This is a genomic window from Pollutimonas thiosulfatoxidans, from assembly GCF_004022565.1.
Taxonomy (GTDB): Bacteria; Pseudomonadota; Gammaproteobacteria; order Burkholderiales; family Burkholderiaceae_B; genus Pusillimonas_D; species Pusillimonas_D thiosulfatoxidans.
On sequence record NZ_CP022987.1, the window covers coordinates 971,942 to 986,172 of the forward strand.

Annotated in this window: 15 protein-coding genes and 1 pseudogene; 9 read left to right on the forward strand and 7 right to left on the reverse strand. The window is 58.0% G+C overall.

Going from position 1 to position 14,231, the window contains the following annotated elements; genetic code table 11:
* Positions 1 to 77 precede the first annotated feature (77 nt).
* The 3 genes from CKA81_RS04670 to CKA81_RS04680 all read left to right on the forward strand — a co-directional run bounded on the left by CKA81_RS04670 (position 78) and on the right by CKA81_RS04680 (position 1,241).
* The gene (locus CKA81_RS04670; protein ID WP_199287562.1) at positions 78 to 674 is read left to right on the forward strand and encodes a nuclear transport factor 2 family protein; all 597 of its coding nucleotides are present in this window, start codon (positions 78 to 80) and stop codon (positions 672 to 674) included.
* 61 nt (positions 675 to 735) lie between these two features.
* Positions 736 to 981: a type II toxin-antitoxin system Phd/YefM family antitoxin gene (locus tag CKA81_RS04675; RefSeq protein WP_128354252.1), complete on the forward strand. Its 246-nt coding sequence runs from the start codon at positions 736 to 738 to the stop codon at positions 979 to 981.
* A complete protein-coding gene (locus tag CKA81_RS04680) occupies positions 978 to 1,241 on the forward strand; it encodes a Txe/YoeB family addiction module toxin (RefSeq protein WP_128356566.1) in 264 nt (87 codons plus the stop codon). Before CKA81_RS04675 ends, CKA81_RS04680 begins: the two co-directional genes overlap by 4 nt.
* Before the next feature lie 100 nt (positions 1,242 to 1,341).
* Here CKA81_RS04680 and CKA81_RS17530 read toward each other — a convergent pair.
* The 5 genes and pseudogenes from CKA81_RS17530 to CKA81_RS04705 form a co-directional block, all read right to left on the reverse strand.
* A pseudogene (locus tag CKA81_RS17530) lies at positions 1,342 to 1,452 on the reverse strand (LysR family transcriptional regulator); the annotation flags it as partial.
* 249 nt (positions 1,453 to 1,701) lie between these two features.
* Entirely contained in the window at positions 1,702 to 2,148 is a 447-nt protein-coding gene (locus CKA81_RS04690) for a RidA family protein (RefSeq protein WP_128354253.1), read from the reverse strand.
* Entirely contained in the window at positions 2,133 to 2,711 is a 579-nt protein-coding gene (locus CKA81_RS04695) for a helix-turn-helix domain-containing protein (RefSeq protein WP_164878341.1), read from the reverse strand. Before CKA81_RS04695 ends, CKA81_RS04690 begins: the two co-directional genes overlap by 16 nt.
* A gap of 127 nt (positions 2,712 to 2,838) precedes the next feature.
* Positions 2,839 to 3,471, reverse strand: coding sequence for a response regulator (locus CKA81_RS04700; RefSeq protein ID WP_128354255.1), 633 nt, complete (start codon positions 3,469 to 3,471; stop codon positions 2,839 to 2,841).
* Between the two features lie 2 nt (positions 3,472 to 3,473).
* The gene (locus tag CKA81_RS04705) at positions 3,474 to 6,575 is read right to left on the reverse strand and encodes a sensor histidine kinase (RefSeq protein ID WP_128354256.1); all 3,102 of its coding nucleotides are present in this window, start codon (positions 6,573 to 6,575) and stop codon (positions 3,474 to 3,476) included.
* A 128-nt stretch (positions 6,576 to 6,703) separates the two neighbouring features.
* Here CKA81_RS04705 and CKA81_RS04710 point away from each other — a divergent pair, with 128 nt between their 5' ends.
* The 6 genes from CKA81_RS04710 to CKA81_RS04735 all read left to right on the forward strand — a co-directional run bounded on the left by CKA81_RS04710 (position 6,704) and on the right by CKA81_RS04735 (position 12,387).
* Positions 6,704 to 7,390 (forward strand): hydrolase, encoded by a 687-nt coding sequence (locus CKA81_RS04710; RefSeq protein WP_128354257.1) that lies wholly within the window; start codon positions 6,704 to 6,706, stop codon positions 7,388 to 7,390.
* A gap of 40 nt (positions 7,391 to 7,430) precedes the next feature.
* Positions 7,431 to 7,688 (forward strand): XapX domain-containing protein, encoded by a 258-nt coding sequence (locus CKA81_RS04715; protein WP_128354258.1) that lies wholly within the window; start codon positions 7,431 to 7,433, stop codon positions 7,686 to 7,688.
* A gap of 113 nt (positions 7,689 to 7,801) precedes the next feature.
* Positions 7,802 to 9,697: an amidohydrolase gene (locus CKA81_RS04720; RefSeq protein ID WP_199287583.1), complete on the forward strand. Its 1,896-nt coding sequence runs from the start codon at positions 7,802 to 7,804 to the stop codon at positions 9,695 to 9,697.
* A gap of 13 nt (positions 9,698 to 9,710) precedes the next feature.
* Positions 9,711 to 10,151: a DoxX family protein gene (locus CKA81_RS04725; protein ID WP_128354260.1), complete on the forward strand. Its 441-nt coding sequence runs from the start codon at positions 9,711 to 9,713 to the stop codon at positions 10,149 to 10,151.
* Entirely contained in the window at positions 10,148 to 11,728 is a 1,581-nt protein-coding gene (locus CKA81_RS04730; protein ID WP_128354261.1) for an MFS transporter, read from the forward strand. Before CKA81_RS04725 ends, CKA81_RS04730 begins: the two co-directional genes overlap by 4 nt.
* 44 nt (positions 11,729 to 11,772) lie before the next feature.
* The gene (locus CKA81_RS04735; protein WP_128354262.1) at positions 11,773 to 12,387 is read left to right on the forward strand and encodes a tRNA-uridine aminocarboxypropyltransferase; all 615 of its coding nucleotides are present in this window, start codon (positions 11,773 to 11,775) and stop codon (positions 12,385 to 12,387) included.
* A 17-nt stretch (positions 12,388 to 12,404) separates the two neighbouring features.
* Here the strand turns inward: CKA81_RS04735 and CKA81_RS04740 are convergent, their stop codons facing one another.
* Together CKA81_RS04740 and CKA81_RS04745 are read right to left on the reverse strand one after the other, a co-directional pair.
* Positions 12,405 to 12,968 carry an NADPH-dependent FMN reductase gene (locus CKA81_RS04740; protein WP_128354263.1) on the reverse strand — a complete coding sequence of 188 codons (564 nt, stop codon included), beginning with the start codon at positions 12,966 to 12,968 and terminating at the stop codon, positions 12,405 to 12,407.
* 72 nt (positions 12,969 to 13,040) lie between these two features.
* On the reverse strand, positions 13,041 to 14,228 hold the full coding sequence (locus CKA81_RS04745; RefSeq protein WP_128354264.1) for an NAD(P)/FAD-dependent oxidoreductase: 1,188 nt from the start codon (positions 14,226 to 14,228) through the stop codon (positions 13,041 to 13,043).
* Between the last annotated feature and the right edge of the window lie 3 nt (positions 14,229 to 14,231).

Genomic DNA, 14,231 nt, shown 5'->3' on the forward strand with positions numbered 1-14,231 from the left:
TATCGTCCTATTCCCGTTCTGTGCCTGCTATTACTGTTTCATCTCCGGGGCCGCGGGTCCCTAAACGGAGAAAATTCATGATGATGATTGCTCAAACTAGATCGTTCGGCGCAGCTGTAGCGCTCGCCGCCGGTATGTCCCTTGCCTCAATTTCAACTGTTACCCCCGCCCAAGCACAGTCGACTAGCGAAGCGCAGGCTGCTGCTTCACTATCGGTTGTCATGGAATTCCTGTCGAATACCGGGCCAGACAAAGTTGAAGCTGCCGCGGAAAGATTGGTCGCGCCGGACGCAACCTACGTTTCGCTTAACTTCGACAATCCGGAACTGAAGAAAATCCTTCCCTGGACCGGCACGAACAAGGGTCCCAAGGCCTACAGCAGCGTATTCATGCAGGTGGGAAGTTACTGGAAAATCGAAGACTTCACCATCACCGATAAAATCGCCGCCGGCGAAGACGTCGCCATTTTTGGCAAGTTTACTTACCGGTCCGTAGCAGTGGGCGATGTCTTCACATCACCATTTGCCATCCTTGCCAAGGTCCGTGATGGAAAGATGACTTATTTCCAGTTCATGGAAGATACCTATGCCTCTTCCAGCTCGTTCCGGCAGTCCGGCTCGTGGACTGTGAAGACGACTAAAGCCAAACCCTCCTTCTCGGTGGGGGTGGAGTAAGCGGCGCCTTGACCTGACGTACGTGAAGCCGTACGATTCGGATGTTATTTGGAGATATACCATGTCTACATCCATGACTGCGTCCGAGGCACGAGCGAACCTTTACCGTCTCATTGACCAAGCCGCCGAGTCTCATCAACCCATCCGGATTGCCGGTAAGCGGGCAAGTGCCGTGCTGATCTCGGAAGCCGATTGGGACGCGATCCAAGAGACTCTGTATCTGACCTCTGTGCCCGGCATGCGCGAATCGATCAAAGAGGGCATGAAAGAACCGCTGGAAAAAAGTGCCAAGGAGCTCGATTGGTGACTTGGCAGATGGTCTTCGCCAATGCCGCGCTCAAGGATGCGAAAAACGTAGCTGCGGCTGGCTTCAAATCCAAAGTCCAGGCGTTGATTAAGATCCTGGAGCTTGACCCGTTCCAGAATCCACCGCCTTACGAAAAATTGGTCGGCGATCTTTCGGGGGCCTATTCCCGCCGCATCAACATCCAGCATCGATTGGTCTATGAGGTGTTCATTCAGGAACGTGTTGTACGTGTTCTGCGAATGTGGACGCACTACGCGTAGATAACAGCATCCTGGCGAAAAGCGATCTTGCCATCCTGCGTCTGCGCGCAATCGAGAGTGACATCGAAGAGAAAAGCCGCTGGTTTTCTTTCGACCGTCACTACACGCGGCGGGGGAATCGTTCAGCATACAAGTCGGCAGCCCAGTCTATGAACACGCGCACGCGGGGTGAAAGCTGGCGGTGGAGCGGGTAGAGCGCACTAGGCGGCATTGGGATTGCAGAACGCCGAGCTATGGATAGGTGAGTATTTTCCCGAACTGGACAGCGTAATTGATTCGGTGGAGCAGGCATCGCTGCTGTTTCCCACCAAAAATGCTTGCCTTTCATCAGTTGCTTGTCGAGCAGCAAATGCAGGCCATGGGTGAAGAGGTTTACCGGCGCAATTACTCGAGGGGTGCCATGCAATACTGGTAGGTGCGACGGACAGGACTTTCAACCCATGCCAGGCTTGGATGAGTGTTATTCCTGCAGAACCACAGTAAAGCTGATTTCAACCAGTTGCTCACGAAAAGCCAGTCGAGGCGTTTCCAGTATGCTGCTTGCACATGCGGGCTTGGCTGTCCCGTAGGCGACTTTTCGTACTGTACCTGCAACGGCAAAGGCTGCATCCATATCAGTAACGTAGACCACCTCTTCGACAACTTGGTCCAAAGTGGCTCCGAACTGGGCGAGGAGCTTGGCGGCGTTTGCATAGGTGGTACGCATTTGCACATCCATGTTACTGGTGTCGGTTACCTTGCCCGCCGCATCAAGAGGAGCTGGTCCGACTAAATTTCCGGAACTGTCGTGGCTTAGTTGGCCAGAAACGTACAGCATATTGCCTACCTGCACGGCCTGTGCGTAGCCATAGGCTTCCTCCCAGGGGGTACCGAGATATCCCAGCTTCTTGTTCAGATTGTTTTGCATGATAAATGCTCCGTGGTGGTTGAGTGTTGCGGATTTAATGAGCCTAGACGTCTCCAGGCGTGAGGGGTTATGCCGATCTGGCGTCGGAAGATACGGATGAAATGAGACTGATCGCAGAAGCCGTAGCTGTAGGCGATGTCGGTGAGCGAGAAATCCGTCGTAAGCATGGTCCGGCAAGCGGACTCTATGCGGCGATTCGCCACATAGTGCAGCGGCGTTAAGCCAAGAGTCTCCTTGAAGCTATGCGAAAAATGCCTGGCGCTAAGTTTCAGTACAGCAGCCAAGTGCTCCGTACGAATCCGGCTGCCTAGGTGAGTGTCGATATAGTTGTCCAAACGCTGGATCTGCCACTTGGCCAGAGAGGCCCGCTTACCCTTCGACGAAGCTTCGTCTTGCTGCAGGATAGTCAGTGCGCGACTCAGAAGTAAACGAGTGGAGTCCGGATCCCCGCTCAAAGAGGTCTGGGCATGGCTCAGCAACAGGCCGACGCTGTGGTAGGCATCGTTAGGAACACAGTACTGGTCGCGACCGCCGTGGACGCGTGTTGAAATAACGGCATGCATGGCTTTTCTCCACTGCGCCATTGGGACCAATGACGCGATTCATCGTTGCATGCCTGAATGCTAAGGCGCACGGCCCGTTGTGGATAAGACAACAATGGGTGGGGCATGGCCCCCCCATAAGTGGGGGTCACACCGTGATGATGCCGCGTTGAATGCCCATGGTGACTGCATGCGTGCGATTGCTGGCACCCATTTTTTCCATGATGCTGCGCAGGTGCCCCTTGATGGTGTCTTCGGAAATCATCAGTTCCGCGGCGATCTGTTTGTTGGGTTTGCCCATGGCCACACACTGCAAGACCTGGACTTCGCGAGGAGTCAGCGACTCCTGACTCAATCTGTCAGCCAGTTCGGCAGCGATTTCCGCAGGAATATAGCGTCTGCCTGCGGCAATGGCGCGGATCGCATCCAGCAGTTCCTTGCGTAGGGTGCTTTTCAGCAGATAGCCGTAGGCGCCTGCTTTGATGGCATGCAGGGCGCGGATGTCTCGTCGATAGGTTGTCAGGATGGCGATGCGCGCTGACGGAAACTCTTCACGTATGGCCACGATCGCCTCGACCCCGTCGACTTTGGGCATTTGCAGGTCCATCAGGGTGACATCCGGCTGCAGCGAGCGGAACAGCTGCACCGCTTCCCGGCCATCAGCAGCTTCTCCGACGATCGTGATATCCGGTTGCGCAGCGAGCGTGGCTGCAATCCCGTCCCGCAGTAGCGGATGATCATCGACGACCAGGACTCGAATTGCTTCTTTTGGCGACTGCATGGTCAGTGTCCTAAACGGAATAGTGTCCGCAACCAAGGGCTCCGGCGGTGCTGACCGTCTCGATAGGCGGCTGACGCCGGTACTGTCAGGTCAATGCTGGTGCCGCTGGGGTCGCCACGCCGTATCGACAATGTTCCGCCAGCTTTCCTGGCGCGCTCAAGCATTCCGGATAGCCCCCAGTGTCCGGGGCGTACATTAGGAGGCAAGTACTTGTCGTCGATGCCCATACCATCGTCGGCGACGATTAGTTGCAAGGCCTGCCGTGTATAGATGATCGAGATCTTTACATTCCTGGCGTTCGCGTGTCGGCAAGCGTTCAGGATGGCTTCGCTGCCGATGCGATAGCTCTCTTCGCCGGCGATAGGGTGGAGCGTCCGCGGTGTGCCCTGACTGCTTAATGTGAAGGTCGTGGTGCTTCTGGGTTGCAACTCGTTGATGAGGGCGGTGAGCGCGGTAATCAGGTTCAAGGAAGGATCGTTCGCATCGCGTAATTCACTTACCCGATCACGTGCTTCCACCAATACTAGATCTGCCCGATCTAGCGCATCCAGCATTTTGTCTCGCGCGGGGTGGGTGTCGGGAAGCGACTCCGTGGCGGCCTGGAAGCTCAACATCAGTCCGTGTACACCTTGCAAGAGGGTGTCATGCAGCTCGCGGGCGATTCGTTCGCGCTCTGCGTGTCGCTCTTCGAGACGGGCGCGCAACTGCTCGGCGGTGCGTCGCATCCTGAATCGATGCAGCAGCCATAGGATGCCAGCCAGGGTCATGCCGCAGAACAGAATAAACAGGGGGTTGCGATAGAAAACGGGTCGAATGCTGAAGCGCAGCGAGGTCTCCTCGGCGCTTAGCATGCCGTCCGGATTGGTCGCCTGGAGATGAAATTGATAGTTTCCGGGGCCCAGTCCGGCATAGACAGCTTTGCGGGTGGCGCCTACCTGCTGCCAGTCCGTGTCGTATCCCTCCAAGCGATGCCGGAAGTGCAGGCCTGAATGACCCGAGAGGTTAAGGGCAGAGTAAGTGATTTCAATACGCCTGGGTTGCGGTTCAAGTGAGGGCGCTTGTTTAGTCGGGAGCTCCCTGCCGTCCACTGTGAATGAGTCGATGACCGGCTCGGGAGCCGCATGTTCTTGAACCTGCCTGGCGGGATCCATCCACATCACACCATTGCTGGTGCTGAACCACAAGCGTCCGTCAGTGCTACGCACGGCGGTGGGTAATGGCAGTACCTGATGCGGATCGTTGGCCAGTCCACCCATCACCTCATAGCTGCGATAACTGATGTAGTGACCCGGATCGGCCATGGCTTGTTTCAGCTCGTTCTGGGTAACCTGGAAGATACCGCCTTTGCTATGTAGCCAAAGGTCATAGCTGCCATCGTCCGCGTGCGCGTTGCTGGGCGTAGCGAGAATGGCATAGATATTGTCGAACAGGCCGTTGTCGGGCAGTTGCAGGCTATGGAAGCGCTTTCCATCAAAAAGGGCCACGCCACGCTGGCCGCCAACCCATGTGTGATCGTCTTGATGCATCAGCGCCGTGACATGGCCGACTTCCAGGCCGTCGCTTGCTCCCCAGTGTCTTTCCTGCTCATTGTCGTAAGTGACAATCAGATTATTCCGGTAGCCGAACCAGAGCCGGCCGTGGGGTGCCGTGCTGGCTACGACGGGCATCCGTTGGCTCGGGTCGGCATTGGGCGAGGCAATTTCTGACCAACTTCCATCACGAAGCACGAAGAGACCGGCTCGATTGATCGACACCCATAAGTTGCCAGCTTGGTCCAGGGTCATCGCACGGACGGCCGAGTCGGGGTCATTTGCGGTAGGTAAGGCGGCCAAGCGATCGACCTTGTCATCCCGTACCTTCCAAATTCCGTTACTGCCGGCCAGCCAGACATTGCCTCGCTGATCACTGACGGCGCTGTGGATGGGCGCCGGCACGTCCAGGTGGGTGAGTCCTGTTCGGCTCAGGCGCATTGCGGGCAAATTACTCGTCCCCGCCAACACGCTGCCTTTGGCCCCGGCGGCCAGGGCAAAGTTCAGTGCTTGCTTGGGGAAATCGGCCAGGACCATGGCCCGGGGCCGGAAACGATCAAGCCCAGCAGTGGTGCCTATCCAAACATTTCCGTCGGCGTCCTCGAGCATGGCACGGACAACGTCGGCGCTTAGCCCGTCCTTGGCGGTGAACGACTCGCCCATGCCCAGCGCTTGTTGTACTGGCAGCGAATCGTTCGCCAAAGGCGATACATAGTGCAAGCCTGTGCCGCCTGAGCCCACCCACAACGCGCCCCTGCTATCGAACAGTAGCCCGTTGGCGCCATCGATTGCGGTCACTGAAGTGGCCACCATATCGTCTTGCTGAATGATGCGGCGTAGCGTCCCGCCATATCGTTCGGCCAACCAGATCGCGCCGTCGGGCGCCTGCGTGATCTGGCTAACCCGATCGACCGATACGCCCGTGTCGATGAACCTGCGGGCGCCAGACGGTAGATAGAACAGTCTTTCTTCATTTGCAGCCCATAGGGTGCCGGTGCTATCGACGAACACGGCATGCGCGTGTTGCCCAGGAAAGTTCCATTCAGTGCCTATACGCTGCCAGGCTTCACCATCGAAACGCGCCAAGCCATCGTTGACGGCTAGCCAGACGGCGCCACTGCGATCCTTCGTGATGCTGTAGACCACGCCACGGGGCAAGCCCGCGCCAACCGGATAACGCGTTATGCCTGTTTCCGTAATGAGACTCACGCCCCCCGTGCGCAAGCCGATCCATAGACCTTCGTCTTCGGCTTTGAGGGCAGAAACGATACCGATGGGGTCGCCCTTGGGCGCGGCATAAGGTATGAATCGCTGGCCGTCAAAGCGGTAAAGCGTTTCGTTGGTGCTCAGCCAGAGATATCCGTCGTTCGTCTGTGCCAATGCACCGATCTGGCTGGGCGCAGCATCCGCGCCGGTCCAGCGCCGATGCTCAAGCCTGTCGAGCCGGTGCTCTGATGCCAGTGGTGCCGTGCTGATGCACAGCAGAGCTGCGGCCAGCAGGCACGCGCCCTTCGCCAGAGACCAGCGCTTGCGCTTTCCCGGCATACGGAAACTGTTTTCGCAGAAATCTTCCATTACTGCAAGCTAGTCCAATTAGTGGCGGGCCGTTCGCGAGATAGTGGTAGCGCCATTATGGCACTAGCGCGATGAAGGCCAGGGCGCCCATCGTTACCGACACATGAATGCTCTATAGGTGACTTAACATGACCAATCCGAAACTCGAACTACTGACGCCGACAAACTGCCAGGTAATCTTCATCGACCAGCAGCCGCAGATGGCGTTTGGCGTTCAAAGCATCGACCGACAGGTTCTGAAGAACAATACAGTCGGCCTGGCCAAGGCTGCGAAGATCTTCTCCATTCCTACCATCATCACCACCGTCGAGAGCGAAAGCTTCTCTGGGTTTAGCTACCCAGAACTCTTGTCTGTATTTCCGGAGGCGCCTCTTCTAGAGCGTACTTCGATGAACTCCTGGGACGACCAGAAAGTGCGCGACGCGCTTAAGAAAAATGACCGCAAGAAGGTAGTCGTGTCGGGTTTGTGGACGGAAGTTTGCAACAACACCTTCGCCCTGTCGGCCATGCTGGAGGGCGACTACGAGATCTACATGGTGGCCGACGCGTCTGGCGGAACCAGCAAGGAGGCTCACGACTACTCCATGCAGCGCATGATACAGGCGGGCGTCGTGCCGGTGACCTGGCAGCAGGTCCTGCTTGAATGGCAACGCGACTGGAAGAACAAGGCAACTTACGACGCCGTCATGGAACTGGTGAAGGAGCACTCTGGTGCCTATGGCATGGGGGTCGATTATGCCTACACCATGGTCCACAAGGCGCCTCAGCGGGCGGCACACGGACCAACTCTCGCACCCGTAGCGGCGTCCGTATAGCGGCAGGCGGCGCACGCCGGATTTCGTATGGAGGGAAACCATGAAGCTTTATATCTTCTCGCTGGGTGCCGGCGTGCTGGTGGGCGTTATCTATTGCATGCTTAGCGTACGTTCGCCGGCGCCGCCGCTAGTCGCGTTATTAGGCCTGCTGGGCATGCTGATCGGTGAGCAGGTGATACCGGTAGGCAAGCAATTGTTGGACGGTACTGCCTTCACTTCAGCTTGCGCTACAACGCAGGCCACCGAACATGTGCTTGGACAGCTGCCCGGAAGAAATCAAATGAAGGACACCGTATGACTAACCGTCGAAGCGTTCTCGGGGCGGCAACGACGCTTGCGTCAACCGTCGCATTCAACGGTCTTTTAGGACGCAAAGGCGTCGCACAGACCATTGTTAAAGGAGAGACCCGCGTGGCTCATTCCACTCCAGACATCGTTTATCACAATGGCCGAATCACGACGCTCGATCGCGGCAAACCACTGGCTTCAGCGGTCGCTGTTAAAGACGGAAGGTTTGTGGCAGTTGGCTCGGACAGCGAGGTCCTGCCGTTGGCCGACGCCACAACCCAGGTGGTTGACCTGCACGGCAGGCAAGTGTTGCCGGGTCTATTCGACAATCATACCCATGTGGTTCGAGGCGGGCTGAACTACAACCTGGAGCTACGCTGGGATGGGGTGAGATCGCTGGCCGATGCGATGGACATGCTGCGTCGGCAAGTGGCGATTACGCCGGCGCCGCAGTGGGTGCGCGTGATCGGCGGCTTCACTGAGCACCAATTTGTTGAAAAGCGTTTGCCGACCATAGCGGAGATCAACGCGGTGGCGCCCGATACCCCAGTCTTTCTGCTGCACCTGTACGACCGTGCATTACTGAATGGGGCCGCGCTACGCGCCGTGGGCTACAACAAAGAGACCCCTGCGCCCCCGGGCGGTGAGATCATCCGCGATGCCAAGGGCAACCCCACCGGTCTGCTGGTGGCCAGGCCCAACGCCATGATTCTCTATGCCACGCTAGCCAAGGGGCCCAAGCTGCCATTGGACTACCAGGTCAACTCCACCCGACACTTCATGCGCGAACTTAATCGCCTCGGCATCACGGGTGTCATAGACGCTGGCGGCGGCTTCCAGAACTACCCAGATGATTACGCGGTTGTTCAGAAATTGGCCGACGAAAACCAGATGACCATCCGTCTGGCCTACAACCTGTTCACCCAGAAACCCAAGGAAGAAAAGGAAGACTTCCTGAAGTGGACCGGCAGTGTGAAATACAAGCAGGGCAATGACTACTTTCGTCACAATGGCGCCGGAGAAATGTTGGTGTTCTCAGCCGCCGACTTCGAGGATTTTCGTCAGCCTCGCCCGGAGCTCGCTCCGGAGATGGAAGGCGAACTGGAAGAGGTCGTGCGCGTTCTGGCGCAAAACGATTGGCCCTGGCGCCTGCACGCCACCTATGACGAAACGATATCCCGTGCGCTGGATGCGTTTGAAAAGGTCAATGAAGACATCCCGCTGCGAGGCATTAACTGGTTCTTTGATCACGCCGAGACCATCTCCGACAAGTCCATCGATCGCATCGCCGAGCTGGGCGGCGGCATCGCTGTGCAGCATCGCATGGCTTATCAAGGCGAGTACTTTGTCGAGCGTTACGGAGCGAAGGCAGCAGAAGCGACCCCACCGATTGCCAAGATACTGGACAGAGGCGTCAAGGTTTCTGCCGGAACCGATGCCACCCGTGTTGCCTCCTATAACCCCTGGGTATCGCTTTCGTGGATGATCACAGGCAAGACAGTAGGGGGCCTACGCCTATATCCCCAGCATAATTTGCTGGACCGCGAAACCGCGCTACGCATGTGGACCGAGAATGTCGCCTGGTTCTCCAACGAGGAAGGCAAGCGCGGCCGTATCCAGGAAGGCCACTACGCTGACTTTATCGTTCCCAGCAAAGATTTCTTTGCTGTCCCTGAAGATGATATTTCGTTTCTTACCTCGCACCTGACCGTAGTGGGTGGTCGTGTTGTCTACGCTGACGATCAGTTCGCACCCCTGGATAACAACCCCCTGCCGCCGGCGATGCCGGATTGGTCGCCGACGCGGCTGTTCAAAGGTTATGGCGCGTGGGGCGAACCGGAAGCGGCGGGCAAGAACTCCTTGCAAGCCTATCGATATCAGGCGATTGCTTCCTGCGGCTGCGCCAGTGCTTGCGGTTTGCATGGTCACGATCATGCGCGCGCGTGGGCTTCCAAGGCGCCCACTTCTGACCTGCAAGGCTTCTTCGGCGCCTTGGGTTGCTCATGTTGGGCTGTTTAAAGGATACCGTCGCATGTCAACCTATAACACCATTGGTACCAGGCTAGCAGCCGCCATGTCACCGGTCTTTGGTAGTCGCGCTGTCCGATTCGTCGCGTATCTTGGGCTATGCGCGGCCTATCTGCAGGGCGGCTTGACGAAGTTGATGGATTTTCCCGGAGTCATCGCAGAGATGAATCACTTTGGGCTCTCGCCAGCGCCCATGTTTGCCGTGCTGGTCATTGCATTGGAGCTGGGCGCGTCCCTGATGATTCTGACCGGTCGGATGCGTTGGCTTGGAGCGCTGGGGCTGGCGGCTTTTACCTTGCTCGCAACAGCGATTGCCCTGCGTTATTGGGAGCTTCCAGCAGGGCAGGAACGCTTTATGGCTACCAACGCGTTCTTTGAGCATCTGGGACTGGTCGGAGGCTTCCTGCTCGTTGCCTGGCTTGATCTTAAGGAGAAACGAGCATGAATGACCAGCGTAGCGCTTTTGCCCCGCTGCGGCAGACCTTGTTCGCAGTAATCTGGGTCGCCACCATTGTCGGCAATACGGGAAGCTTCATTCGCGATGTGGCCAGTGCCTGGCTGATGACGGACTTGTCCTCATCGCCCGTGGCGGTCGCTATGGTGCAGGCCGCCGCCACGCTACCGGTTTTCCTGCTGGCTATTCCCGCAGGAGTGCTGGCCGACATCCTGGACCGGCGCAAGCTGCTGATCGGCATCCAATTGCTGTTGGCAAGCGTCAGTGCCTGCCTGGTGTTGCTATCGCTGGCCGACATGCACACGGTGGCGTCCCTGGTGGCGCTGACCTTTGTTGGTGGGATCGGGGCGGCATTGATGGGGCCAACATGGCAAGCTATTGTGCCCGAGCTTGTCGAAAGAAAAGAGCTGAAGGACGCTGTGGCGCTGAACTCGCTAGGCGTCAATATCGCCCGTGCAGTAGGCCCTGCCCTGGGCGGCTTGCTGTTGGCCAGCCTGGGCGCAGCGCTCACCTATGGCGTAGACGTCATCAGCTATATGTTCGTCATTGCCGCACTGCTATGGTGGCGCCGGCCCAAGGCGCAGCCTGATGCATTGACCGAACGCTTCCCAGGGGCCTTTCGTGCCGGCTTGCGGTATGCCCGTGCCAGCCGCGAACTGCACGTTGTGCTGCTGCGCGCCTTCCTGTTTTTTGCAATGGCCAGTGCCGTCTGGGCGCTATTGCCGCTGGTGGCCCGCGAACTGCTAAACGGAGACGCCGGCTTCTATGGCATCTTGTTGGGTGCGGTGGGCCTGGGGGCAATAGGCGGGGCAGTCATCATGCCCAGGTTACGCAATCACTTAAGCCCCGACGGCCTGTTGCTGATGGCTGCGTTAGTGACAGCAGCGGTCATGGGCTTCCTGGCTTTCGCGCCACCAAAGTGGGCGGCAGTGAGTGCCTTGCTGGTATTGGGCGCGGCCTGGATAACCGCCTTGACCACGCTCAATGGCGTCGCGCAAGCCATTTTGCCGAATTGGGTGCGGGGACGTTCCCTGGCCGTTTACTTAACCGTATTCAACGGTGCCATGACGGCGGGCAGCTTAAGCTGGGGCGCCATTGCTGCTGGCATCGGCGTACCGCTGACCTTGCTGAGCAGTGCGGGTGGCCTCGTGCTAATCGGGCTTATCGCGCATCGAGTCAAGCTGCCCACCGGTGATGATGATCTGGTCCCGTCCAATCATTGGCCCGAGCCACTAACAGCTGCACCCGTGCAGATCGATCGCGGGCCTGTGCTTATTCAGATCGAATACCGCGTTGCTGCGGAAAATCGCGCCGAATTTTTGAAGGTGCTAGCCCGGCTGTCATCCGAACGCCGAAGGGATGGCGCCTATGTTTGGGGTGTTGCCGAAGATTCTGCAGATCCCGCTGTGATGCTCGAGTGGTTCCAGGTTGAGTCCTGGGCTGAGCACCTGCGCCAGCACAAACGCGTATCGAAGGCAGATGCGGATATTCAACAAGAGGTACTGCGCTTCCACCAAGGACAACAAGCACCAGCGGTGCGCCATTATCTGGGATTTAATCGTGCTTGAACCGCGAGTGAGGTCCGTGTTTCTGAATTTCGTAAACTGTACCTATGCTGAAACCGAACAAGCCGCGCCGATCGCGCTGCGAACGCTGCCTGCGTGTCATGTCTTATTGTCTCTGCGCCCATATCCCGGCGCTGGCCAATGCCACATCCGTACTGATACTACAGCATCCGGACGAAGCAAAACATCCCCTGAATACTGCAGGCTTGGCGGCGTTGGGGCTGAAGAACGCCGACCTGTGGATCGGCGAATATTTTCCGCAATTGGACGTCCGCATTGAATCGGTGGAGCAGGCATTGTTGCTCTTTCCCGCCGAGAACCCAGAGGCTTGTACTCCATTGCTCGCCCGGGCCGAGGCAGTTTCATCGCTTCTGGTAGTGCCTGATGGTACCTGGCGTAAGGCGCGCAAGATCGTTCGAATGAATCCGGCCTTGATTGCATTGCCGCGCCTCAGTCTTGCGCTAGGCGAACCTTCTGCCTACCGCGTGCGCAAGGCGCCTCATCCCGGCGCGGTTTCCACCATAGAGGCCATTGCGCGTGCGCTCACCATACTGGAACCTCACCAGGATTTTCAAGCTCTTCTAAAGCCGTTCAGTGTGCTGATTGAGCAGCAGATCGACGCGATGGGCGAAGAGGTGTACCGGCGTAATTACCTCAAATGAGGTCTGTCACGATGGGTTTACCGCAACGGCTTGAGTGCGACCGCCCATTTATGTAGCTCAGCCAACATGGTGTTGGCAGAGTCGTCGATGAGCGGGTTCGAGGTAAACACTTTGGCGTCATCCAGTAGCGTTGCAACCATCGGCACAGCAACGCCCTCGACCATGGGCATCATCTTCAGTGTGGTCACGAGCTGCTTGGCGATCTGGACGGAACGCATGCCGCCCGACACGCCGCCGTAGCTGACGAAACTGCAAGGCTTGTAGTTCCATTCGCTGTAGACGTAGTTCAGTGCGTTGATCAGCGACGGAGGAGGGCAGTAGTTGTATTCGGGCGTGACAAACACATAAGCATCGGCGGCCGCCACGCTGGCGCTCCAGCGTTTAGTGTGTTCGTGCTGATAGTTCTGCAGCCTGGGGTGCTGGGGCTCGTCGTAGACGGGAAGGTTGAAATCGGCCAGGTCGACCAAAGTCGTATCGAACCCTTCGTGTTTGGCCGAAAAGTCGGCAAACCATTTGGCAACCGACGGTCCGACTCGTCCCGGACGGGTACTGCAGATAATGACTTGAAGCTTAAGCGACATATAGATACTCACCACATAAAGGAAAGGCCATCAACGGGCCGTAGTAGTATGGCTATCTTAACAACTACCCATTCAGGCATTGTTACGACGACGCTGCCAGAACGGTCGATCAGACCAACGCCTCTGGATCCCATAGTAGTAGTCGCGTTGCGACAAATAGGTTTGCCACAGCTTGCGCTGTTGCTCGTTATATTGGCCGATGTAGGTATTGCTGCTGCTTAGTCCTTCCCGCCCCTGCGAACAGTCCGCCAACGCGTAATGAATCATGTGCCCGGCATGGCTGGCCGTTCGCAGTGCCTTATCTATGCCTTGGGACGATAGCGGATCATAGGCTTGCGCGGCATCGCCCACCGCCATCCAGGCATCACCGCAAAAGTCTTGCAGACGCTGGCTGTGGGCCGGTGCACCGCGGATGGTCCCACAAGGCTGGTAGCCGCCGGTTTTGAGCAAAGGGGCCAGGTGCGACGACTCGTCCAACAACTGGTCGTAGCCTTGTGGGCGCGCGGCCATTTTTGCCGCAGGCAGGTCCTTGTCCGAATGGAAAACCACCAGCCTTCGGGTTTCATCTCCGTCAGTGCCAGGCAGGCGGTTGCTATACCACCACCCGTGTGGCCCGGCCTCGATCCGGGTATAGCGATCATCATCGTCGCCAGCCACGGAGAACCATTGTGCGTAGGCGAACAGCTGGTCGTCAGTGTCGACCGTCGGTACGCCTAGCGCCCTGGCCACGACTGCGCGGCGTCCCGAGCAGTCCACCAGATAACGGGCGCGGTGCTTCAGCATTTGCGCTTCGCCTGTCAGGCTGACGTGCCAGTTGAAGGCGCCGTCTGCAATACGCTCGCACGATTGGAAGCGGACGCCCTTGAGCAAGCTTGTGCCAGCTTCCACAGCTTTCAAGCGCAGCGCTTCGTCGAAAGCCAATCTTTCCACACACAGGCCGAAGCCGGTCGAAGTGAAGAAGAAGTCCGCGACATCAGCTTGCTCGGTTGCCCATAGCGAAATGTTTCCGGCCGTCCTGAAGACGCCTGGAAGGTCTCGTCCGGGCTGTTCAGAGTCGTCCAGGAAGTGTTTGACCAGGCCAATGGCGCTGGGCGGCAGCGACTCGCCCAGCTTGAAACTGGTGGATACGCGCTCCTCCGCCAACAGCACCCGCTGGCCCAATTTGGCCAGTGTGAGGGCCGTTGCGGCGCCGGCCGGCCCGGCGCCGACGACGATAACGTCCCATGTCGGGTCGGCCGGGTCTGCGCGGATGGACGACACGCG